Origin of the sequence: Gordonia sp. IITR100 (assembly GCF_002009645.1) — a bacterium.
GTDB classification, from domain to species: Bacteria; Actinomycetota; Actinomycetes; order Mycobacteriales; family Mycobacteriaceae; genus Gordonia; species Gordonia hongkongensis.
In genome coordinates this window covers 73,629-96,519 of sequence record NZ_MVKV01000014.1, presented here as the reverse complement: position 1 = coordinate 96,519, position 22,891 = coordinate 73,629, and the positions used below count along the sequence as shown (strand labels likewise).

At 68.2% G+C, this 22,891-nt stretch carries 21 protein-coding genes; 9 read left to right on the top strand and 12 right to left on the bottom strand.

Features of this window, described 5'->3' with window-relative positions; all coding sequences use genetic code 11:
• The first annotated feature begins 179 nt into the window (after positions 1-179).
• From allB to B1818_RS17835, 4 genes are all read left to right on the top strand, one after another.
• Positions 180-1,553, top strand: a complete 1,374-nt coding sequence (allB, locus tag B1818_RS17850) for an allantoinase AllB (protein ID WP_078113531.1) — start codon at positions 180-182, stop codon at positions 1,551-1,553.
• Between the two features lie 22 nt (positions 1,554-1,575).
• A complete protein-coding gene (locus B1818_RS17845) occupies positions 1,576-3,924 on the top strand; it encodes a helicase-associated domain-containing protein (protein WP_078113530.1) in 2,349 nt (782 codons plus the stop codon).
• Between the two features lie 55 nt (positions 3,925-3,979).
• Entirely contained in the window at positions 3,980-4,909 is a 930-nt protein-coding gene (locus B1818_RS17840; RefSeq protein WP_078113529.1) for an oxygenase MpaB family protein, read from the top strand.
• A 75-nt stretch (positions 4,910-4,984) separates the two neighbouring features.
• A complete protein-coding gene (locus B1818_RS17835; protein WP_321179980.1) occupies positions 4,985-6,652 on the top strand; it encodes a DNA repair helicase XPB in 1,668 nt (555 codons plus the stop codon).
• Position 6,653: 1 nt separating this feature from the next.
• Here B1818_RS17835 and B1818_RS17830 read toward each other — a convergent pair whose 3' ends face one another.
• From B1818_RS17830 to B1818_RS17820, 3 genes are all read right to left on the bottom strand, one after another.
• The gene (locus B1818_RS17830; protein ID WP_078113528.1) at positions 6,654-7,058 is read right to left on the bottom strand and encodes a type II toxin-antitoxin system VapC family toxin; all 405 of its coding nucleotides are present in this window, start codon (positions 7,056-7,058) and stop codon (positions 6,654-6,656) included.
• The gene (locus B1818_RS17825) at positions 7,055-7,327 is read right to left on the bottom strand and encodes a type II toxin-antitoxin system Phd/YefM family antitoxin (RefSeq protein ID WP_065631750.1); all 273 of its coding nucleotides are present in this window, start codon (positions 7,325-7,327) and stop codon (positions 7,055-7,057) included. Before B1818_RS17825 ends, B1818_RS17830 begins: the two co-directional genes overlap by 4 nt.
• A 90-nt stretch (positions 7,328-7,417) precedes the next feature.
• On the bottom strand, positions 7,418-9,094 hold the full coding sequence (locus tag B1818_RS17820; protein ID WP_078113527.1) for a serine/threonine-protein kinase: 1,677 nt from the start codon (positions 9,092-9,094) through the stop codon (positions 7,418-7,420).
• Positions 9,095-9,191: 97 nt separating this feature from the next.
• Here B1818_RS17820 and B1818_RS17815 point away from each other — a divergent pair, with 97 nt between their 5' ends.
• Positions 9,192-10,358: a pyridoxal phosphate-dependent aminotransferase gene (locus B1818_RS17815; protein WP_078113526.1), complete on the top strand. Its 1,167-nt coding sequence runs from the start codon at positions 9,192-9,194 to the stop codon at positions 10,356-10,358.
• Positions 10,359-10,651: 293 nt separating this feature from the next.
• On the opposite strand, the gene B1818_RS17810 is transcribed toward B1818_RS17815, so the two are convergent.
• Positions 10,652-11,635: an LLM class F420-dependent oxidoreductase gene (locus B1818_RS17810; RefSeq protein ID WP_078113525.1), complete on the bottom strand. Its 984-nt coding sequence runs from the start codon at positions 11,633-11,635 to the stop codon at positions 10,652-10,654.
• A gap of 74 nt (positions 11,636-11,709) precedes the next feature.
• Between B1818_RS17810 and B1818_RS17805 the strand changes: the two genes are divergently transcribed.
• From B1818_RS17805 to B1818_RS17795, 3 genes are read left to right on the top strand one after another with little or no spacing between them, the layout of a single operon-like run.
• Positions 11,710-12,291, top strand: a complete 582-nt coding sequence (locus tag B1818_RS17805) for a TetR/AcrR family transcriptional regulator (RefSeq protein ID WP_078113554.1) — start codon at positions 11,710-11,712, stop codon at positions 12,289-12,291.
• Positions 12,284-13,870: an NAD(P)/FAD-dependent oxidoreductase gene (locus B1818_RS17800; protein ID WP_078113524.1), complete on the top strand. Its 1,587-nt coding sequence runs from the start codon at positions 12,284-12,286 to the stop codon at positions 13,868-13,870. The genes B1818_RS17805 and B1818_RS17800 overlap by 8 nt, the downstream gene beginning before the upstream one ends.
• Positions 13,867-15,585, top strand: coding sequence for a GMC oxidoreductase (locus B1818_RS17795; RefSeq protein ID WP_078113523.1), 1,719 nt, complete (start codon positions 13,867-13,869; stop codon positions 15,583-15,585). The genes B1818_RS17800 and B1818_RS17795 overlap by 4 nt, the downstream gene beginning before the upstream one ends.
• Positions 15,586-15,833: 248 nt before the next feature.
• Here the strand turns inward: B1818_RS17795 and B1818_RS17790 are convergent, their stop codons facing one another.
• Positions 15,834-16,463, bottom strand: coding sequence for an alpha-ketoglutarate-dependent dioxygenase AlkB (locus B1818_RS17790; protein WP_078113522.1), 630 nt, complete (start codon positions 16,461-16,463; stop codon positions 15,834-15,836).
• Between the two features lie 41 nt (positions 16,464-16,504).
• The gene (locus tag B1818_RS17785) at positions 16,505-16,789 is read right to left on the bottom strand and encodes a GIY-YIG nuclease family protein (protein ID WP_065631742.1); all 285 of its coding nucleotides are present in this window, start codon (positions 16,787-16,789) and stop codon (positions 16,505-16,507) included.
• Between the two features lie 390 nt (positions 16,790-17,179).
• Between B1818_RS17785 and B1818_RS17780 the strand changes: the two genes are divergently transcribed.
• A complete protein-coding gene (locus B1818_RS17780) occupies positions 17,180-17,698 on the top strand; it encodes a hypothetical protein (RefSeq protein ID WP_058253916.1) in 519 nt (172 codons plus the stop codon).
• Positions 17,699-17,718: 20 nt separating this feature from the next.
• On the opposite strand, the gene B1818_RS17775 is transcribed toward B1818_RS17780, so the two are convergent.
• The 6 genes from B1818_RS17775 to B1818_RS17750 all read right to left on the bottom strand — a co-directional run bounded on the left by B1818_RS17775 (position 17,719) and on the right by B1818_RS17750 (position 22,825).
• Positions 17,719-18,078, bottom strand: coding sequence for a hypothetical protein (locus B1818_RS17775; protein WP_238995029.1), 360 nt, complete (start codon positions 18,076-18,078; stop codon positions 17,719-17,721).
• On the bottom strand, positions 18,039-18,374 hold the full coding sequence (locus B1818_RS17770; RefSeq protein ID WP_078113520.1) for a hypothetical protein: 336 nt from the start codon (positions 18,372-18,374) through the stop codon (positions 18,039-18,041). Before B1818_RS17770 ends, B1818_RS17775 begins: the two co-directional genes overlap by 40 nt.
• A gap of 94 nt (positions 18,375-18,468) precedes the next feature.
• Entirely contained in the window at positions 18,469-19,359 is an 891-nt protein-coding gene (locus B1818_RS17765) for an oxidoreductase (protein WP_078113519.1), read from the bottom strand.
• A gap of 120 nt (positions 19,360-19,479) precedes the next feature.
• The gene (locus B1818_RS17760) at positions 19,480-21,195 is read right to left on the bottom strand and encodes an adenylate/guanylate cyclase domain-containing protein (RefSeq protein WP_078113518.1); all 1,716 of its coding nucleotides are present in this window, start codon (positions 21,193-21,195) and stop codon (positions 19,480-19,482) included.
• A gap of 257 nt (positions 21,196-21,452) precedes the next feature.
• The gene (locus B1818_RS17755; protein ID WP_065631738.1) at positions 21,453-22,004 is read right to left on the bottom strand and encodes a YceI family protein; all 552 of its coding nucleotides are present in this window, start codon (positions 22,002-22,004) and stop codon (positions 21,453-21,455) included.
• A gap of 125 nt (positions 22,005-22,129) precedes the next feature.
• Positions 22,130-22,825, bottom strand: a complete 696-nt coding sequence (locus B1818_RS17750; protein WP_078113517.1) for a hypothetical protein — start codon at positions 22,823-22,825, stop codon at positions 22,130-22,132.
• Between the last annotated feature and the right edge of the window lie 66 nt (positions 22,826-22,891).

The window sequence follows — 22,891 nt, the reverse complement described above, 5'->3', positions numbered from 1 at the left end:
AATGAAGTTTCCGCGTTCGTGACAGTTAGCCTGACGATCGAGGCCGTTGTCAATAGCACGACACCGGCCTACTCGCGAGTTGAGTTCCGAAATGACACAGCTTCATTCCATGATGAGGAATAACCTGGGTTAGTCTCTGGAACGACACCGGACACGGCACCAGCAAGGAGTCCCGCCCCATGACCGCAGCACCCGATGCCCCGGCCGCTACTTCCGACGCACCGTTCGACCTGGTCGTGCGGGGTGAACAGACTCTCACCACGGCCGGCATCGTGGCCCGCGAGATCGGTATCCGCGACGGTCGGATCGTCGCGATCGAGCCCCTCGGCAGCGGACTGACCGGGGCCGAGGTCATCGAGCTCGCCGACGATCAGGTCATGCTCCCCGGACTCGTGGACACCCACGTACACGTCAACGAGCCCGGGCGCACCGAGTGGGAGGGTTTCGACTCGGCCACCCGGGCGGCGGCCGCGGGTGGTGTCACCACGCTCATCGACATGCCGCTCAACTCGATCCCACCGACCGTGAACGTCGACGCGTTGGCCGAGAAACGTGCTGCGGCACAAGGTAAGACGCACATCGACGTCGGATTCTGGGGCGGCGCCATCCCGGGCAACGAGGACGATCTGCGCGGCCTGCACGACGCGGGTGTGTTCGGCTTCAAGTGCTTCCTGCTGCATTCGGGAGTGGACGAGTTCCCGCACCTGACGGCCGACGAGATGGAAGCCGACATGGCCAAACTCGCCGAGTTCGACTCGCTGATGATCGTCCACGCCGAGGACTCCCGCGCCATCGACAAGGCCCCCTCCCCCGAGGGCGATGAGTACACCCGCTTCCTCGCGTCCCGTCCGCGCGGCGCCGAGAACCTGGCGATCGCGGAGGTCATCGAGCGGGCGCGCTGGACCGGCGTCCGCGCCCACGTCCTCCACCTGTCATCGTCGGACGCGCTGCCGATGCTGGCCAGCGCGAAGCGCGACGGTGTGAAGATCACTGTCGAGACCTGCCCGCATTACCTCACCCTGCTGGCCGAAGAGGTACCCAACGGCGCGACGGCCTTCAAATGCTGCCCGCCCATCCGCGAGGCCGGCAACCGTGAACTGCTGTGGGAGGGATTGCTGGCCGGCACCATCGACTGCATCGTCTCCGACCACTCCCCGTCGACCGTCGACCTGAAGGATCCCGAGAACGGCGACTTCGGGGTCGCCTGGGGTGGCGTGGCGTCGTTGCAGCTGGGATTGTCGCTCATCTGGTCGGAGGCCAAGAAGCGCGGCATCGATCTGCCGCAGGTCATCGAGTGGATGGCGTCGAAGCCCGCCGACCTCGCCGGTCTGCCGACGAAGGGCCGCATCGCCCTCGGTTGCGACGCCGACTTCGCGATCTTCGAGCCGGACTCCGCGCAGATCGTCGACGTCAACCGCCTCCACCACAAGAATCCGGTGAGCCCGTACGACGGCCGTGCGCTCGCCGGCGTGGTCAGGGGCACCTGGGTTCGCGGGCAGAAGGTGGACTTCGAGACCGCCCGGGGCCGGATGCTCCGGCGCGGCGACGTCTGACTGCCCCGGTAAGCTGGGCCGAATGAGTTCGGATGACCAGCACACCGGCCTGGCCGATGAGTTGGCGGCGCGTTCCGACGACGCGCTGACCGAGCTCCTCCTCGAGCGCCCCGACCTCGCCTCACCGACGCCGTCGGGGACGCGGGTACTGGCGCAACGGGCCTTGTCGGCGGCGTCGCTGTCCCTGGCGGGCGAGGATCTCGACGTCCTCGCCGTCGCGGTGCTCGAGGAGGTCACCGCGCGCCACAGCCGCAGTCCGGTCAAGAAGAGGCGCCCGTCGGTCGCGACGGTGGTCAAAGCACTGTCCGGACGCGCCGACTCCGACGAGATCCATGCCCGGATCGATCTGCTCCGGCACCGCGCGATCCTCTGGGGCGACGACTCGTCGCTGTGCGCCGGTGAGCACGTCGAATCCGCGATGCCGTGGAAGGCCAGGCACCTCACCGGGCCTCTCGTCGGCCGGTCCGGCGAGGAGATCGCCGCGCTGATCGCCGGTCTCGACGAGCGGCCCCTCGAACTGCTGCAGACCCTCGCCCGCGGACCGGCGCTGGGCCGCAGCCGCGATGCGGCACCCGACGCCGACCCGGATTCCCCGGTCGCGCGCCTCATCTCGTCGGGCCTGCTGGCCCGCGTCGACACTCACACCGTGGAGCTCCCGCCGATGGTCGGTGCCATACTCCGCGACGAACCACCCTGGCACACAGACGTTCTCACACCACCGCCGTTACACGAACCCGGCGCCAAGCCCCGTTTCGGGGCCAAGGCGGTCGACGCGGCCGCCGGCGGCGAGGCACTCGAACTCATCCGTCACCTCACCCAGCTGATCGCGGTCCTCGGCGCGACGCCGGCGGCGGTGCTCCGCTCCGGCGCGCTCGGCGTCCGCGAGCTCCGTCGTCTGGCGAAGCTGACCGGTCTCGAGACACAGCGGGTGGCGTTCCTCGTCGAACTCGCCGCCTATCTCCGCCTCATCGACGCGGGCTTCCCGGATCCCCCGCCGCCCAACGATTCCGGCGAACAGTCCTTCGCGCCCACCTCCACCGCCGACACCTGGCTGCACCAGCCGCGCGAACGCCAGTGGCTCGCGCTGGCCGACGCCTGGATGCACATGCCGCGCCGCGCCTGGCAGGTCGGCGAACCCGATCGCGACGGCAACGCGCTGCCGACGCTGGGCTCCGACCTCCACGACGCGTACGCCCCGGTGCAGCGTCAGCTCATCCTGTCCACCCTCGCCCACGCCGACCCCGCGGTGGGCGTCCCCGCCGACACTCTCCTCGCGAACCTGCACTGGCACCGCCCCCGTCAGATCCGGCGCTTCAGCGGCCGCGTCGTCGCCGAGACCCTGCGTGAGGCACGGGAATTGGGACTGGTCGCGCACGACGCCCTGACCACCGTCGGTCGTGCGTACACCATCGAGGAGTCACCGGACTCCGACCCCGCCGACGTCGACGCCGCGGTGCTCGCCGCGATGCGCAAGGCCCTGCCCGAACCGGTGGACCACTTCCTGACCCAGGCCGACCTGACGCTGACCGTACCCGGCCCGATGACGCCCGAACTCGCCGAACAGGTGGAGCTCGTCGCCGATCTGGAATCGGGCGGTGCGGCGTCGGTCTATCGGGTCTCACCCGAGAGCGTGCGCCGAGCGCTCGACGCGGGCCGCAGCAGCAACGAACTGCTCTCGATGTTCACGAAACACTCGAGAACCCCGGTGCCACAGTCACTCACGTATCTCATCGACGACGTCGCACGACGCCACGGCCAGTTGCGCGTGGGCGTCGCGTCGGCGTTCATCCGCTGCGAGGACCCGACGGTGCTCGCCGCCGTGCTGCGCAGTGCGGCCGCCGAACCGCTTGCGCTTCGCGCGCTGGCACCCACGGTCGCGGTGTCGCCGTCGGAGGTCCGCGACGTCATCGATCAGCTGCGGGCGGCGGGATTCGCACCGGCAGGCGAAGATTCGTCGGGGGCCCTGGTCGACCTCCGCGAACGCGGCAGCCGGGTCACGGTGTCGCGGGCACGGCGGCAGGCCCAGCCCCGCCGGAACGCGCCGTCGGAGGCGCAGCTGCGGTCGGTGGTGACACGAATCCGCTCGACCGACCGGGCGGCGGCGGCGACCCCGGTGCGCGGCGCCGTCACGACGACCCCGGTGCGAGCGAGCGGCGGAGGCGAATCCGCCACCGCGCTCATCCAGCTCGCACTCCGCGCCAACCGCAGGCTGCGCGTCGGATACGTCGACGCACAGGGATCGGCGAGCCGGCATGTGGTGACCCCGAAGATCCTCGGCGCCGGCCAACTCGTCGCCGTCGAGGAGGGCAGCGATGACGAGCAGCGGTTCTCGCTGCACCGCCTCACCAGCGTCGAGCTGCTCGACGCCTGAGTCCAGCGGGTAGAGACATCCTGTGAAAGACGTCTCATCCTTGGTAGCCTCGGGTATGACCGCGGCATCGAAACTCCCCGCTCGCGAACATCTCGGCCTCGTCGCCGACACCTACCAGCACGACCTCGTCGCGCGGATGAAACCCGCGCCGAAGCGTCGCCGGGTGAAGCGGCCGGTCGATCTGGTCACCGCCATCGGGCCTTCTCTCGCCGGCACCAACGTGATCATGCAGCTCGCCAATCCGAAGGTCGGGTACGGCGTCCACGAGAGCCGCGTGCCGTCGGGCAATGCGATCAAGCGGCCCATCAAACGGGGGCGCACCACCGGCACGTTCCTCGCCGTCGCACTGATGGGCTCCGACGACGACAAGGCCTACGTCCACGAGGCCGTCGGCCGCATCCACGACGAGGTGTACTCCACCCAGTCGAGTCCCGTTCGCTACAGCGGGAACGACTCGCGTCTGCAGCTGTGGGTCGCGGTGTGTCTGCTCAAGTACTTCATCGACCAGTACGAACTGCTCTATGGTCCGCTGAGCGCCGAGGAGAAGCAGATGGTGCTCGACGAGGCGCACCCGCTGGGCACCGCACTCAACGTTCCCCGGGACAAGTGGCCGGCGACCTACGACGAACTGCTCGTCTACTGGAACGCCGAATTGTCCTCACTGCGCATCGACGACCCGGTGCGCGACGAGCTCCGCAGCCTCGCCGACCTGTCTTTCCTGGAGTACCGGGTCGGAAAGCTCGGCACGCTGCTCCACGCCACGATCGGGCCGTCGCTCGCCTACGCGATCAAGGCCGGGTTGCCGCCGGAGTTCCGCACGATGATGCGGTGGCGGTGGACCGAACGCGACGAACGCCGCTATCAGCGGGCGCTTGCCGGCTTCCGCCGCGTCGACCCACTGGTGGCACCCGTTCTGCGCGGGATCTTCCGGCTCAACATCATCGACCTGCGGGTCCGTCGCAAGCTCGGCATCCCCGTCTTCTGACTTCGCCGGGGTCTCTCGCGTCACAGCGCAGGCCCGACGCTGACAATCGTCGGTGCGATCTGGACAATGGAGCGGGTGACCGATGGACCCCTGATCGTGCAATCCGACAAGACGCTGCTGCTCGAGGTGGATCACCCCGACGCCGCGGCGGCGCGCGCGGCGATCGCACCCTTCGCCGAACTCGAGCGCGCCCCCGAGCACGTCCACACCTACCGGGTCACCCCGCTCGCGCTGTGGAACGCCCGCGCCGCAGGTCACGACGCCGAACAGGTCGTCGATGCACTCGTGACGTACTCGCGGTACGCGGTGCCCCAGCCGCTGCTGATGGACGTCGTCGACACGATGGGCCGGTTCGGTCGCCTGCAACTGGTCAAGCATCCGGCGCACGGGCTGACCCTCGTCAGCCTCGACCAGGCGGTCCTCATCGAGGTGATGCGCAACAAGAAGGTCGCCCCGATGCTGGGTGCGCGCATCGACGACGACACGGTGATCGTGCACCCGTCCGAGCGCGGTCGCCTCAAGCAGGTGCTGCTGAAGGTCGGCTGGCCGGCCGAGGACCTCGCCGGATACGTCGACGGCGAGGCACACGCCATCGACCTCGCCCAGGACGACTGGCAGCTGCGTGACTACCAGGAGATGGCAGCCGACTCGTTCTGGGCCGGCGGCTCGGGTGTGGTGGTGCTCCCCTGTGGTGCCGGCAAGACGATGGTCGGCGCGGCGGCGATGGCCAAGGCCGGCGCGACGACGCTGATCCTGGTGACCAACACGGTCGCCGGTCGCCAGTGGAAACGTGAACTCATCGCGCGCACGACGCTCACCGAGGAGGAGATCGGCGAGTACTCCGGCGAGCGCAAGGAGATCCGTCCCGTCACCATCGCGACCTATCAGGTGATGACGCGGAAATCGAAGGGCGAGTACAAGAATCTCGACCTGTTCGACTCCCGCGACTGGGGCCTGATCATCTACGACGAGGTCCACCTCCTCCCCGCACCCGTCTTCCGGATGACCGCCGACCTGCAATCACGTCGTCGACTCGGCCTCACCGCAACCCTGGTCCGCGAGGACGGCCGCGAGGGCGACGTCTTCAGCCTCATTGGACCCAAGCGCTACGACGCCCCGTGGAAGGACATCGAGGCACAGGGCTGGATCGCGCCGGCCGACTGCGTCGAGGTCAGGGTGACCCTCACCGACGAGGAACGCCTGCAGTATGCGGTGGCCGAGCCCGAGGAGAAGTACAAGCTCTGCTCGACGGCCCACACCAAGGTCAACGTGGTCAAGGCCATCCTCGACAAGCACCGGGGTCAGCAGACCCTGATCATCGGCGCGTACATCGATCAGCTAGAGGAACTGGGCCGCGAACTCGACGCCCCGGTGATCCAGGGATCGACGAAGAACAAGGAACGCGAGGTCCTGTTCGACCGGTTCCGCTCCGGCGAGTTGCAGACCCTCGTCGTGTCCAAGGTGGCGAACTTCTCCATCGACCTGCCTGAGGCGTCGGTCGCGGTGCAGGTGTCGGGGACGTTCGGGTCACGCCAGGAGGAGGCCCAGCGGCTCGGCCGGCTGTTGCGCCCGAAACGTGATGGCGGACAGGCGCACTTCTACTCCGTGGTGTCGCGCGACACCCTCGACGCCGACTACGCCGCGCACCGCCAACGGTTCCTCGCCGAGCAGGGATACGCCTACCGCATCACCGACGCCGACGACCTCCTCGGCCCGACGATCGGTGAGGGTTCAGCCGGGTGATTCACGATACGGCGCCGGGAGCAACGGTCGGGTAGCCAAGCGTCGATGCGCCCGCGAGAAGTCGGTGATCATAAGCGACGAAGGCACTCATCTCGGCGCGTATGACGCTCGCGGAGGCGAGATGCAGGGCGTCGAGCGAACGCAGCGACGAGGGCCCGATCGACTCGGCGACGTCGATGACAGCGTCACCGAGTGGGATCAGATCGAGGGCGTCGAGAAGATCGCGCGCCCGCTCCGCCACGCCCGGGCTGCCATCACGCAACGCGGTGCGCATCAATTCGACTCGTCCCAGCGCGCTCGTCACGGTCGGGACCCCTGGATGCATCGCGAGCCACTCGATCAGCGGTGCGGTCTCGGCCTCGCGCACCACGAGTTTCACCATCGCTGAGGTGTCGAGATAGATCAACGATCCTCGCGAACCTGGTCGAGGACTTCGGTGAGCGCGCGCGTCGGCAACGTCTCGGGGTGCAGCCCGGTTATGCCGCCCGCACTGCGGGCCGGCACGAGTATCCCGGCCTCGATGAGCGCGTCTCTACTTCTTTCCCCCGCAGACACCGGGACCAACCGCGCAACCGTGCGGCCGCGGTTGGTGATGGCCAACTCTTCCCCGGCCTCGACTTGCGCCAGATACTGCGAGGCGTGCTGCCTGAGCTCGCGGATACCGATCGTCCTCATTCCTGCAGGGTAGCACCTGAAGTGCTACTTGACCCCGTGCTCCCTGAGGAGCGCCCGGAGCTTGCGGAGGGCGCGTCACGAAGGGCCGGCTCAGATCTCTACGAGGCAGTACCCGATCGACTCCGGCTCGTAGAAGACCCACTTCGTCTCCTCGCCCGAGCAAGTCACCGACGCATCCGACCGCGTCGTGACACGGGCGAGGACGGTCTGCGCCGTTGCGGCGCTCGTACAGGGGGCTTCCCGGTAGTCGGCGAGGGAGCCGCCCGACAGCGGCACCAGGTAACACAGGTCCTCGTAGAAATTCGGTGTGAGACAGACCTTGTCGGAGCTGCCCGGGAAGGTGAGCGTCGAGTTCTGCGGGCTTGCACACGACGACGACGCGGCGATCTTCGACGCGGTGTAGAAGTTGAGACCGGCCGAGTCGCAATCGACTTTCGACGCGTTCACGCTCGTTGACGACGCGGCGTCGGTCGCGATGCCGATGCACTCGCCGACCTGCACGTCCCCCGGTCCGTTGACCGCCGACGTCGAGGAGTCGGTGGTGCGGGGAGCAGACGTGCCGGCGCCGGAGGTCGGGGTCTGCGGCCCAGCGGCTGTGGTGGACCGCGACGTCGAGGTGTCGCTCGCGGTGGGGGCGCTCGACACCTGCGTCAGGACGTAGACGACCCCGGCCGCGATCGCGAGAACGAGGACGGCCGCGAGTGACCCCAGTGCGATCAGCAGCCCGGACCGCTTCTTCGGTGGTGGTGGCGCGTAGCCACCCTGCGAGGGGAACCCGCCGAGGTAGGTCCCCGGTTGCGACTGGTAAGGCGAATACTGCTGCGGCCCTTGCGGATAGGACACGGGGTTCACCGGAACGGGCGGGGCCACCGGAACCGGCGGCACGGGCGACGGTGCGCGCACCGTCGGCTCCTTGGACAGCTGAGGAACGGTGAGCGCGCGTTCGAGGTCGACGGCGAAGTCGCGGCACGACCCGTACCGGCGGTCCGGCTCTTTCGCGAGGGCGCGACCGAACACCGCGTCGACGTCGCCCGAGATACCCGGGCGCAGGGTCGACGGTCGCGGCGGCATCGCCTGCAGGTGGCCGGCGATGATCGACGCGGTGCCGGCACCTTGGAACGGCGGCCGCCCGGTGAGCAGTTCGAAGACGGTGGCCGCGAGCGCGTACTGGTCGGCGCGGCCGTCGACCGGATCGCCGAGCAACTGTTCGGGTGAGGCGTACGCGACGGTGCCGAGGAAGACGTTGGTCGAGGTGAGGTGGCTGACGTCCTGTTCCGACTTGGCGATCCCGAAGTCCGCGAGCAACACTCGCGGCTCGGGTCCACCCGCGCCCTGCAGCAGGATGTTGGCCGGCTTGACGTCGCGATGGAGCAGCCCCGTCGCGTGGGCCCGGTCGAGCGCGGCGCCCACCGCGCGCACGATCGCGATCACCGTCGCGGTGTCGAGTCCCCGCGGATTCTGCCGAAGCAGCTTCAGCGCATCGATGCCGTCGATGTACTCCATCGCGATCCACAGGTGGCCGTCGTACTCACCGGAATTGAAGATCGTCACGATCGACGGGTGGACGACGCTCGAGGCGTGCTCGGCCTCTTTGACGAACCGCTGCCGGTACATCGGGTCGCGACTGAGATCGGCGGGCAGTACCTTCAGCGCCTCGTTCCGTGGCAAGTGCGGGTGCCTCGCAAGGTAGATCTCGCCCATGCCACCCCGGCCGACGAGTCGGATGATGGTGTAGCCGGCGAAGTGCTCGCCGGGATTGCGCGGCATCGCTCCTCCTCATCCGTGTCGGCGACTGGGGTCAGTCTGTCACCCCCGCAGCGCCCACCGCGACCGTTGAAGAGAGGACCTGTGCCACTGTTGGAACATGTCATCCGCGAACCGGACAGTCGACCGCCTGCGTCCGTTCACCACGACGATCTTCGCCGAGATGTCGGCGCTGGCCGTCGAGCACGACGCCGTGAACCTCGGACAGGGCTTTCCCGACACCGACGGGCCGGCATCGATGCTCGATGCCGCGCGCGAGGCCATCAGCGACGGTCGCAATCAGTACCCGCCGGGTATCGGTGTGCCGGAGTTGCGGCACGCGGTCGCGCGGCAGCAGCGTGACCGGTATGGCCTGGACTATGACCCCGACCGCGAGGTGTTGATCACGGTCGGCGCGACCGAGGCGATCGCCGGTGCCGTCGTCGGTCTGGTGGAGCCGGGTGACGAGGTCATCATGATCGAGCCCTACTACGACGCCTACGCCGCCGCTGTCGCGATGGCCGGGGGTGTGCGGCGCGTCGTGCCGCTGGTCCCCGACGGCGACGGCTTCCGCTTGGATCGCGACCGTCTCGCCACGGCCTTCGGACCGAAGACGTCGATGGTGCTGGTGAACAGCCCACACAATCCGACGGGGACCGTGCTGTCGACCGACGACCTCGCCGAGATCGCACGGCTGTGCGTCGCGCACGACGTCATCGCCGTCACCGACGAGGTCTACGAATACCTCGTCTTCGACGGACGGACGCACACCCCGCTCGCGGCGCTGCCGGGTATGCGGGCACGCACCCTGCGGATCTCCAGCTCCGGCAAGACCTTCAACTGCACCGGCTGGAAGGTCGGCTGGGTGAGCGGTCCGCCCGAACTCGTCGCCGCGGCGCGGACGGCGAAGCAGTACATGTCCTATGTCGGCTCCGGGCCGTTCCAACCCGCGGTGGCGCACGCGCTGGAGCACGAGTTGGAGTGGGTCCGCGAGTCGGCGCGGGGGCTGCAGGCCAAACGCGACCTGATCTCGACCGCGCTGTCCGACGCCGGTTTCGCCGTACATCGCAGCGAGGCAACCTATTTCGTCTGCGCCGACCCTCGTCCCCTCGGCGTCGACGACGGCATCGAGTTCTGCCGATCGCTGCCCGAACGCATCGGCGTGGCCGCGGTACCGGTCAGTGTGTTCACCGACGACCGCGAACCCTGGCACCACATGCTCCGGTTCGCCTTCGCCAAACGCGACGAGGTGATCGCCGAGGCCGCCGAGCGGTTGCGCCGGTTGTGACTCCCCCTCCGCTGGTCGAGCGGGCACCCCCCCGCTGGTTCAACCGGCCCCGCCCCCGCTGGTTGAGCCGGCCCCGAGCGCAGCCGCCGGGCCGAGCAAGCGACGAAGGAGCGCGTCGAGGTCGAGGCGCCGAGTCGAAACCACCTGGCGACCACCCCCGCTGGTTGAGCCGGCCCCGAGCGCAGCGAGGCGCCGAGTCGAAGCCACCTGGCGACCACCCCCGCTGGTTGAGCCGGCACCGAGCGCAGCGAGGCGCCGAGTCGAAGCCACTTGGTGACCCGACAGCCTGAAGCTCAGCGCAACGCCGGGATCACCCGCTGCTCGAACATCTCGAGGTCCTCGCGGTCGACGGCGATGTTCGGGAAGTAGCAGATCCCATATGCGAGGCCGGCATCGGCGAGGCCCCGTAGGTTTTCCGCGACCTGCTCCGGGGTGCCAACGCCAGGCATCCCCCGGAACGCGCCCATGCTGCCGGACGCCGCGTCGGGCCCGACGATCTTGCTCAACCGCGCCTCGAGGTCGGTGAGCTTGCGCTCCACGTCGGCCTCGGTCTCGCCGAGCAGCACGTTGTAATTGGCCGAGCGGGTGATCGACGCGAAGTCGCGTCCGAGATCGGCGCAATGTTGTTGCAGGACGGACGATTTGTGCGCGAACCCGTCCGGCGTGCCGTCGAAGTTGGTGTAGTCGGCGTACTTGGCCGCGATACGCAGCGTCTTCTTCTCCCCGCCGCCGGCGATCCATAGTGGCAGCCGTCCGGCCGTGGGCTGCGGGGCGCAGATGGCGTTGTCGACGGTGTAGTGCTTGCCGTCGAGCGTCGCCCGTCCGGTCTCCCAGGCCTGCTTCATGATCTGCACGCCCTCGTCGAGCCGCGCCAGCCGCTCACCCGCCGACGGGAATCCGTAACCGTATGCACGCCATTCGTGTTCGTACCAGCCGCCACCGATGCCCATCTGCACGCGACCGCCGGAGATCAGGTCCGCGGTGGCGGCGACCTTCGCGAGGTACATCGGGTTGCGATAACCCATCGCGGTGCACATCTGGCCGATCTCGACCCGACTCGTGGTGGCGGCCAGGGCGGCCACGAGAGTCCACGCCTCATGCGTGGCCTCGTCGGTGGGCAGCGGGACGGTGTGGAAGTGGTCGTACACCCAGATCGAGTCCCAGCCGCCCGACTCGGCGCGGTCGGCGACCGACGACATCACCCCCCACTGGTCCGCGGGTTCCACACCCACGAGATCGAGACGCCAGCCCTGGGGAACGAAGAGTCCGAATCGCATGCGGTCCAACTTACGCGCCGCGATCTCTTGGAAACTTACAAGCAGTCCGGACTGTTTGTGCTATCGTCGTGGATGTGACCGAGCCCACCCACGCCCCGCGTCGTCGTACGCAGGCCGAACGCACCGCGACCACCCGTGCGCTCATCCTCGACGCGACCGTCGACGCCCTCGTCGACGTCGGCTACGCAGCCACCACCACGCAAGAGGTGAACCGCCGCGCCGGCATCTCCCGCGGGGCGCTCCTGCATCACTTCCCCACCCGGGAATCACTGGTGGTCGCCGCGGTCGGGCACCTCGTCGAACGGCGACTGGCAGAGATCCTGTCGCGGCCCCGCACGGGCGACGAGGGACTCGAGATCCTCGTCGAGGCGTTCAGCGGCCCGCTGTTCGACGCCGCTCTCGAGTTGTGGGTCGCCGCCCGCTGCGACGTCGGGCTACGAACCGCGATCATCCCGCTCGAACAACAGGTCTCCGACGCCCTCGCCGTCGGTTGTGCCGAGTTGTTCGGCGACCGATACACCGCCGCGGAACTCGAACTCTCCATCGAACTCGCACGCGGACTCGCGGTGTCGCGCATCCTGCGCTCGCCCGACGCCGACCGCGCGCTGCTCGACCGACTCCTGCCCGTATGGAAGGAACTCCTGTCTCATGACTGAACCCAGTCCGACCCTCGCGCAGCAGAACACGCTGCCCCGGCGCGTCGACGTCCTCGTCGTCGGTGTCGGATTCGGCGGCCTCGCCGCCCTGCATCGTCTGCGAAAGGACCATCCGCAGCTGCAGACCCTGGCGATCGAGCGCGGCGACGGCGCGGGTGGTGTCTGGCGCGAGAACGACTACCCGGGCGCGGCCTGCGACGTCCCGACGTCCTTGTACTCGTTGTCGTTCGCGCCGAACCCGGAGTGGTCGCACACCTACGGGCGTCGCGACGAGATCCATCGGTATCTACGCTCGGTCGCAGTCGATTTCGCCGATCAGATCCGATACAACTGCGCGCTGACGTCGGCGCGCTGGGACGGTGGCATGCAGGAGTGGGTCGTCGACACGACCGACGGTGAGATCCGGTGCCGCTACCTGGTCGCCGCGCCCGGCGCCCTGTCCGAACCCGGCCTGCCGACCGTCCCCGGCGCCGACGAGTTCACCGGCACGATGTTCCACTCCGCCGACTGGGACCATTCCCACGACCTGCGCGGTCGACGCGTCGCGATCGTCGGCACCGGCGCGTCGGCGATCCAGATCGTGCCCGAGATCGTGGACGAGGTCGGGCATCTCACGGTCTTCCAGCGCACCCCCGCCTGGGTCGTCCCGCGTCTGGACCGCAACATCGGCACCCTCGAACGCGCGCTCTATCGTCGGGTTCCCGGTATCCACCGACTGGTCCGGCGGATGGTGTGGACCTATCGCGAGGCCTACGTCCTCATGATGGCCCGCAATCCCAAGCTGCTGCCGATCGCGAAGACCATCGCGCTGGCCCAGCTGCGTGTCCAGGTCCGCGACCGTGCGCTACGCCGTCGGCTCACCCCCGACTACACCATCGGCTGCAAGCGGATGTTGTTGACCAACAAGTGGTTCCCCGCCCTCCAGCGTGACAACGCGACCGTCACTGGAGCGATCACCCGCCTCACCGCACGCGGTGCCGTCGACGACCAGGGTCGCGAGCACGAGGTCGACACGGTCGTCTTCGCGACCGGGTTCACCCCCACCGAGCCGCCCATCGCGTCGGCGATCACCGGGCGCGACGGCCGCACGCTGGCCCACGCGTGGAAGGGTTCACCGCGCGCCTACCGCGGGGTCGAGGTCCACGGCTTCCCCAATCTGTTCTTCCTGTACGGCCCCAACACCAATCTCGGTCACAGCTCGATCGTGCTGATGCTGGAGCCGCAGGCGTACTACATGAGCAAGGCACTCGCCGAACTCTCGCGTAGCGGCCGGTCGACCTTCGAGGTCACCGAGGATGCACAGGACCGCTACAACTCCGAACTCGATCCCGAACTCGAACGCACCGTCTGGAATTCGGGTGGCTGCTCGAGCTGGTACCTCGACTCCACCGGTCGCAACTCGGTGATGTGGCCGAAGTTCACGAGCGACTTCCGCCGGATGATGTCGTCCTTCGAACCCACCGACCACCGCTTCGACGCCGCGATCCCCGCCGCACCCGTCGACCAGGCAGTCACCACCGGATCAGACGCCGCATCCGACGCCACCGAATCCGACACCGAGAGGACCGTCGCACCGTGAGTTCCACCCCTGACCATTACGACGCCATCGTCATCGGCTCCGGTTTCGGCGGATCGGTTGCGGCCCTGCGACTCACCGAGAAGTGCTACCGCGTCGCGGTCATCGAGTCCGGTCGGCGTTTCTCCGACGGCGAGCTGCCCAAGACGAGCTGGCGCCTCAAGGACTACGTCTGGGCACCCGCGCTCGGACTGTTCGGGGTGCAGCGCATGCACCTGCTGCGCGACGTGCTCGTGATGGCCGGTGCGGGCGTCGGCGGTGGATCGCTGAACTACGCGAACACCCTGTACCGTCCGCTGCCGGCGTTCTTCGACGACCCGCATTGGGGATCGATCACCGACTGGGCATCCGAGCTCGACCCGTACTACGACCAGGCCTCACGCGTGCTCGGCGTGACCACGTATCCGAAGGTGACGCCCGCCGACCGCGTGATCCGCAAGGTCGCCGAGGAGATGGGAGTCGGCGACACCTTCGTCCACACCCCGGTCGGCGTGTTCTTCGGCGAGGCGGGCAAGACGGTCGACGACCCGTTCTTCGGCGGCGCCGGCCCGGCACGCACCGGGTGCACCGACTGCGGCGCCTGCATGACGGGATGTCCGGTGGGAGCGAAGAACACGCTCGTCAAGAACTACCTCTACCTGGCCGAACAGGCCGGTGCCGAGATCATTCCGATGACGACCGTGGACACCGTCCGGCCGCGTTCGGGCGGCGGGTACGTCGTGGAGTCGCACCGGTCGGGCCGACGCTGGTCGCGCCGCGGGCGCCGCACCTTCACCGCCGATCACGTGGTGTTCGCCGCCGGGACGTACGGCACCAACAAGCTGCTGCTGGACATGCAGCAGGGCGGCCACCTGCCCGGGCTGTCGTCGCGCCTGGGCAAGGTGGTCCGCACCAACTCCGAGGCGGTCCTGGCCGCCACCGCACGCGACCTCGACATCGACTACACCGAGGGTGTCGCGATCACGTCGTCGTTCCACCCCAACGACCACACGCACATCGAACCCGTGCGATATGGCAAGGGCAGCAACCTCATCGGCATGTTGCAGGCCATTCTCGTCGACGGTGGCGGTCCGCTGCCGCGACTGCTGCAGGCGCTGATCGAGATGGTCCGTCACCCGGTGATCACGCTGCGCGGACTCTCGGTACGACGCTGGTCGGAGCGCACCATCATCGCACTCGTCATGCAGACCGCCGACAACTCGCTCGAGTTGTTCTCGCGCCGAGGTCGTTTCGGCCCGATGCTGCGCAGCCGGCAGGGCGAGGGCGATCCCCCGCCGACGTGGATCCCGGAGGGACACGAGGCGGTGCGCGCCGTCGCACGCGAGATCGACGGCGACGCCGGCGGTTCCATCGTCGACCTGCTGAACATCCCGATGACGGCCCACTTCCTGGGCGGCTGCTCGATCGGACGCTCGGCGGCCGACGGCGTGGTGGACCCGTACCACCGGGTGTTCAACCACCCGGGGCTGCACATTGTCGACGGCGCGACCGTCTCGGCCAACCTCGGCGTCAACCCGTCGCTGACCATCACCGCGCAGGCCGAACGCGCCCTGGCGATGTGGCCCAATGCCGGCGAGGCCGACCCGCGTCCCGAGCTCGGTGCGTCGTACCGGCCGGTCGAGCCGGTGGAGCCCCACCTCCCGACGGTCCCCGCCCACGCGCCCGGCGCGCTGCGCCTCCCGATCACGCCGGTCTCCGACGCCACACGCGCCGGCTGACCCGACCCCCGCGGGTTGAGCCGGCACCGAGCGAAGCGAGGAGCCGAGTCGAAGCCACCTGGCGACCGATCATGCGAAGTGACCTCAACGCACGCGACCTCCCCGCGACGCTCGGCCAACCCCCGCTGGTTGAGCCGGCACCGAGCGAAGCGAGGAGCCGAGTCGAAGCCACTTGGCGACCGATCATGCGAAGTGACCTCAACGCACGCGGCGTCCGCGCCGCGCCCGGTCGGCGTTGATCGGCCAGATCACCACACTCCGGGCGGCCTCAGTTGAATGCTGATACGGGCACCGACGCCGCGCACCTTGGGCACGGCGTGCTCCCAGGTGCGCTGACAACTGCCACCCATGACGAGCAGGTCGCCCGACGACAGGGTGAACTTCAGAGACCGACCGCCACCGCGGGGTCTGAGCATGAGTGGCCGAGGTGAACCGAGCGAGATGATGGCGACCATGGTGTCGTGTGTGGACGCCCGACCGATGCGGTCGCCGTGCCACGCAACCGAGTCGTTGCCGTCGCGGTACAGGCTGATCCCGGCGGTCGCGAAACCCTCGGGTAGTTCGTCGCGGTAGTGCTCGGTCAGTGCGGCGCGTGCGCCGGTGATGATCGGGTCGGGGAATCGGTCATCGGCCTGGTAGATCGAGACGAGCCGCGGAACCTCGACCACCCGCTCGTACATTCGACGACGCTCGGCCCGCCAGGGGACGCATTCGCGGAGGCGGTCGAAGAGCTCGTCGGCACCACTGATCCAACCGGGACACAGGTCGACCCACGCACCCTCGGCCAGCGGACGGCGCGAGATCGATGTCGACAGGTCGCCGAGCGTCGGCTCTGCAGCCTGCTCGGAGAACAAAGAGCCCTGGGTGCCGAGAGACATGACTTCAGGCTACACCCAGGTCGCACGTGCGTTCGAGTGCTTTACCCAGGATTCGTGCGCGACAGTTCCGGAAGCAGGTCGAACCGTCCTGCGACGAGGGCGGACCGTTTCGCGCGAGACCAGCCGTGGACACGGCGCTCGGCCGCGTAAGCCTCGCCTATGTTGGGAAACTCCTGCTGGAATACGAGCCGGACGGGACGACGAGGACGCGTGTAGCGCGAGCCGTTTCCGGTCTGGTGCTGGTCGACTCGATGCTCGACGTTCCGAGTACTCCCGACGTACAGCGTGCCGTCGGAGCATTCGAGGATGTAGAGAAAGCCACTCATGGTGTGACTGTCGAGGATTGCTGCGACAAATCGGTCGATGCCTCCACAGCCAGCGGATCGTGGCGAGTCTGTCCACAGGGTCGTTGGCAGGTTTCGCGGATCGGTCACCAAGTGGCTTCGACACGGCGCCTCGCTCCGCTCGGGGCCGGCTCAACCAGCAGGGGCGGTCACCAAGTGGCTTCGACACGGCGCCTCGCTCCGCTCGGGGCCGGCTCAACCAGCGGGGGTGGCTTCGACACGGCGCCTCGACCTCGACGCGCTCCTTCGTCGCTTGCTCTGTCCAGCAGATCCGCTCGCGGCCGGCTCAACCAGCGGGGGCAGTTGTCTACGCACACGCCGATCCTCGTGCTTTAATCATTTCGTTATAAACGTGAGGACCGAGAGAAGTCGATGAAGCGCACCCGTATCGCCGCCGCCCTGCTCGCCACCGCCGCACTGGCACTGCCCGTCGCACCGGCGACCGCCAACCCGCTCGACACACTCTTCGGAAGCGCGAGCGGCAGCCTCGACTCCGGCAGCGCCGCGCTCGGCTCGTCCGGCGGCGACAAGGTCACGCACTACGGCAAGCTCGGCCGCCCCGGCGCACCGAACGGCATCAAGTCGATCAACGTCTGGGTGTACACACCGAACAACACCGCGGCCGTCGTGCCCAACACCTATCCGAAGAACTCGCGTCTGGGCGTGCGCTGGAACTCGATCATCGACGCCGGGCCGATCGTCGACGGCAACGAGTGCCGCATGGAGGTCCGCCTGTCCGGACCGAAGGTCCCCAAGCAGGCCTCGCTGTTCAAGACCCAGGACTGCACCGCGGTGAAGTCCTACTTCTTCAAGGGCGCAGGCGATTTCACGATCCGCGTCACCGACACCATCTCGGGCGCGTCGAACAGCATCGCGTTCAGCGTCCAGTAGTCGGGCCTTTTTCAACCGGTTCAGCGCACCCCGACGAAGACCTGGATGGGGAGAATGCACTCCCCCGCTCTCGTCGGCGCTCCGGTGGTCACGACCGACAGTTGCCCCGGGCTTCTCCAGGGCCCATACGCTTCGAAGGTCGTGGCGTAGAGCGCCGGAACGATGCAGCCCGCCTCCACCCGGTGCTCACCGGTGCCACCACTGCAGTACGACGCCGAGACGACGATCGCCGACCCCGCCACGCAACCGGTGGGTTCGGCCGATGCCGAGGACGCGGACACCGCCGACAGCGCAGCACTGCCGACGCACAGGGCGCCGACAACCAGGGTGCGCGCCAGGATCACCGCACGCCGGTGATCGCGATGACCGGGAGTATGCACTTCCCGACGTTCGTCTGAGCGCCGATGGTCACGACCGACAGCTGCCCCGGTGCGCGCCAGGGGCCGTTTGCGTTGGTGAGTGTCGCGACCATGGTCGAGTCCAGACATGCAGCCTGCACCCGATGCTCCCCCGTACCACCACTGCAGTAGGACGCGGCGACGACGACGGCCGCCCCGGCGACGCAACCGGTGGGTTCGGCCGAGGCCGACGGGGCCGCGACGGTGGAGAAGGTCGCGCCGGCAACGCATGCCGCTCCGGCCAGGACGATGCGCAAGGAACGTTTCGAGAGAGTCATGCCGAGAAATCTAAGGCACGCAAGCGTCCGAAGTTCTCTATCTCGAACATCATTCGTCCGATCATGGGAACGGACGAGGCGGTGCCTCCGATCGTCAGCCGACGGCCCCGACGTCGAACTTCTCCCCCGTGAGCCGCTCCGATTCCTCCCAGAGCGCGGTCCGGAACTCGACGTCGTCGGCAGCTTTCTTGTAATCGCTGCGTCCGGGGGCGCCGCGCATCCCGAAGAACTGCGTCGGCCCGTAGAACGTCCCGGATCTCGCATCCGGCAGGGTCGCCGCGTACAGCTGGGGCAGCGCCCCGTCGGCCGCCGGCTGGGCGATCGGCAGCTTGTTGCCCAGCTTCGCGAAGAAGTCGGAGAAGTTCTCGCTTCTGCCCTGCAATTCCGTTGAGGCGTAACCCGGATGGGCGATCAACGACTTCTTCGACGACCCAGCCGCCGCCAGCCGTGCGGCGAGCTCCTTGCCGAACATCAGGTTGGCCATCTTGGAGTCGCCGTAGGCCCGCCAGCGCCGGTAGCGGCGTTGTTCCCAGTTCAGGTCGTCGAGTTGGATGTCGCCGATCTGGTGCATCGTCGACGACACGGTGACCACCCGTTCGGTGATCTTCGGCAGCAGCAGCGCCGTGAGGGCGAAATGGCCGAGATGATTGGTGCCGATCTGCATCTCGAAACCGTCGGTGGTGCGTCGGAACGGGACCGCCATCAGTCCCGCGTTGTTGATCAGCACGTCGGCGCCGGTCACCCCGGCGGCGAAGGCTCGCACGGATTCGAGGTCGGCGAGGTCCAGTTTGGCGACGGTCGCCTTCGGCCCCAGCTCCGACGCCACGGCATCGGCCTTGGCAGTGTTGCGGCACGCCAGCACCACCTCGGCACCGGCGCGGACGAGCACCTTCGCGGTCTGATACCCGAGTCCGCTGTTGGCACCGGTCACCACGAACGTCCGGCCCGTCTGGTCCGTCACGTCCGCTGTCGTCCAACCACTCATCGCGACCCCCTGGGATGCGTCGTCATGCCCGGCAACCTAACCGGGACCGTGCGGCCCACGCTATTGACGCATAGGGACGGCGTCAACGATTCATCTCTTCCGCCGAGCGCAGCGAAGGCTTCACCCGCCGAAGAATGTGGTCAGCCGCAACGGGTTGGCGCCGACGATGCGACGTGCGGGCCGTAGCAATTCCGCGATGAGGTTGGTCGACGTCCCCAAGCGCTCTACGAGTTCGATCGGCGCATGGAAGGCGGTGGGCTCGGAACGGCCGCGCATGATCCGTGTGCCGAGCAGCTTCCACTCCTGCGCTTCCTCGCCGGCGGCCTCGACGGCAGCGCCGCTGGCCAGAGCCGGGATGCGTCCGGTCTTGGCCATGTCGGACAGCCGCGCGCACTCGTTGACCGGGTCGCCGATGACGGTGTACTCATAGCGTCGCTCGGCGCCGATGTTGCCGGCGAACGCCTCGCCGTAGGAAACCCCGATCCCCCAACGGATGTCGAGGCTGCTGGCGAGACGGTCGGCGAGATCCCGAGCGGCTCCGAGTGCGGCGCCGGCCGGGTCGTCGATCTCGACGGGCGCACCGAAGACGGCGAGCGCGGCGTCGCCCTCGAATTTGTTGACGAACCCGGAATGTTGATCGACGACGTCGGCGACGATGCTGAAGAAGGCATTGAGCAGGGCTGCGGTGTCGTCGGGACTACGCTGCTGCGCCAGCCCGGTCGAGCCGACGATGTCGACGAACAGGACACCGACGCGAGTGTTGGTGCCGTGCATGCCGACACCGTCGGAGATCGCGAGCTCGGCCACGGTGTCGCCGACGTGTCGCGCGAATATCTCACGCATGCGGTCCCGTTCGGCGAGACCCTCGACCATCCTGTTGAAACCGTGTTGCAGCACACCGAGTTCCGAGGAGTCGTACACGGGCACGCGAGCCTTGTAGTCACCGTGGTCCACGCGGTGCACCGCCCGGCGCATCTCCGTCAGCGGATCGGTGATCGCCTGCCCCACAAGCGCGATGACACGGGCTCCGGATGCGAGGCCCACCAGGCAGAGGATCACGGTCGTCCAGTCGACCGCGCCGTAGACATCGGGCAGCAGACCGGTCCAGCGCCCCGCGTTGACCGTCAACAAACCGACCATCGGCACCGCCGAGCTCACCGCCCACACGGCCAGCATCCGCACGCGCACACCGTTCATGACGTGGTTCGTGGGGAAGTCCTCGAGGACGACGACGGCCAGGGGGCGGGCGGCGCGTTCGGCGAACAGATAGGTGAGACAGGCACTCGACATACCGGCCAGCGCGAATGCGACCGCGACGCCGGCGACGGTCGCGGTCGTGAGCTCTTCGGCGATGAACACGTAGAACAGCGCCGCCGCGCTCCACGAGACGACCGTGACTCCGAGCTGCACGATCGGTATCCGCTGTACGGCGCGTCGACGGGCATGGTCGGCGGGTTGGCAGCTGATGAACCAGCGCAGCTGGGGCCGGACGGCCAGCATCCCCAGCAGCAGATTCGTCAGGATGCCGACGATGATCGCACCCACGACCACGGGAAAATTCGGCGCGCCCAGCGTCTCGTCGAAGGTGAGTTGGCCGCCGTTGAAGGCGAGTTGGACGAGCAAGAAGGTCTCGACGCCGATCACCGTATTGCTGGCGATCACGGCGGTCATCGCGGTGACGGTGGCGTGCAGGGCGATCTTGCTGCGCATGGGCGGGCCGATCCGGGCCCATCCCCGGGGGCTCGGAACCGTCGAGGTGCCCCACAAGAAACCCGCGGTGCGTCGGCGCAGACGTGTCCACGGCACACCACGACGGGTCCGGCGTGGTCGTCCCATCGGCTTCTCCTGCCTGACGGCGTTCCCCGAAGCCTACCGAAGGGAGAGCCGACCATCCCGCTGGTTGAGCCGCCACGCGGACGCGAAGCGGCCACACGACCATCCCCCGCTGGTTGAGCCGCCACGCGGACGCGAAGCGGCCACGCAGCCATCCCCGCTGGTTGAGCCGCCACGCGGACGCGAAGCGGCCACGCGGCGTGTCGAAACCACAAATGGACCGGCACCTCACGGTGCCGGTCCATCGGGGATCGTGCGGATCAGGCCTGCAGGGCCTCAATCTCGAGCGTGATGGTGATCTTGTCGCCGACGACGACGCCACCGCCCTCGAGCGGCATCTCGATGTCGATGCCGAAGTCCTTGCGGTTGATGACGACCTTCGCCTCGAAGCCGGCGACGGCGCCCTGGCCCATGCCGGGGTTGGTGCCCTCGAACTCGAGCTCGAGCGTGACGGGCTTGGTGACGCCCTTGAGGGTGAAGTCGCCGTCGAGGAGGTAGTCGTCGCCGTTCTGGCGGACGCCGGTGGAGACGAAGGTGGCCTTCGGGTACTTCTCGGCGTCGAAGAAGTCAGCGGACTTGATGTGGCCGTCGCGCTGCTCGTTGCGGGTGTTGATCGAGGTGACGTCGATCTCGGCCTGGACGGCGGGGGTGCCGTTCTCGTCGACGGTGATGGTGCCGGAGAAGGTGTCGAAGCTGCCGCGGACCTTGCTGACCATGAGGTGCTTCACGGAGAAGTTCACCGCGGAGTGCACGGTGTCGATGGTCCAGGTGCCGGCGGGGATGGGTGCCTTGACGGTGGTGGCGGAGGTCATGTCGTGGTCCTTCCAGGAATTTTCGGTTCGGGTCTCGATCGATGGCTGGTGGGCCTTCGCGACCCATCACCAGACACTAACCGGACCGCGGTCCGATTTCATCCCCGGCGGCCCTGTGATCTACATCACCGTCGAACCATCAGTGCTCCGATCGCGGCGATGGCGATTCCACGCGGCGCCTCGTAGATGAATCCCGAGATCCCGGCGACCGCGGGAATCGGCAGCATGAAACCGACCATGCCGACGACGGTGAGGATGCCGATCCAGAGCGGGACCGCCCGGTTGCGGATGAGGCTGGCGCCGAACATCCCCATACCGACCAGCATCACGAGCCCGCCGACCGTGTTGAGCAGCTCGAAAGCGGTGGTGCCCAGCATCGAGTCGTCGGCGGCGATGAGCGCGGCCTTGTCCGGGTCATTCGCGAACGGGTACGCGACGAACAGCTCGACGATGAGGTGCCCGGTCGCGGTGACGAGATTGCCGACCGCGTAGGCGACGAGCCCGATCAGCCCGGCGATCCCGATCCGGGGTGCCAGCCACGCGTACATCCCGGGCAGGCCGAGCAGTAGCAGCGTCGTGCCGACGGCGAGCAGGATCTGCGCCCACGGTGAGCCCACCGCTTGCAGCGCCTCCACGGAGTGGGCCTCGCCGTCGACGATGGGATGCAACGTCCCGCCGGCGATGCAGGAGACTCCGCCGAGGGTCAGGGCCCCGCCGCTGAGACGGCGTAGGACCGGCCAGCTCGGGCTGCGAAACGGGCCGGGCGTGTCGCCATCCGACGCGTCGTGGTTCTGGTTCTGGGTGTGTGCAGTGGTTGTCATGACGGCAACGCTGACAACCCGCGCTGGTGTTAGCCTTGTGCGCGACTGGTGCGGCCCGACGAACGG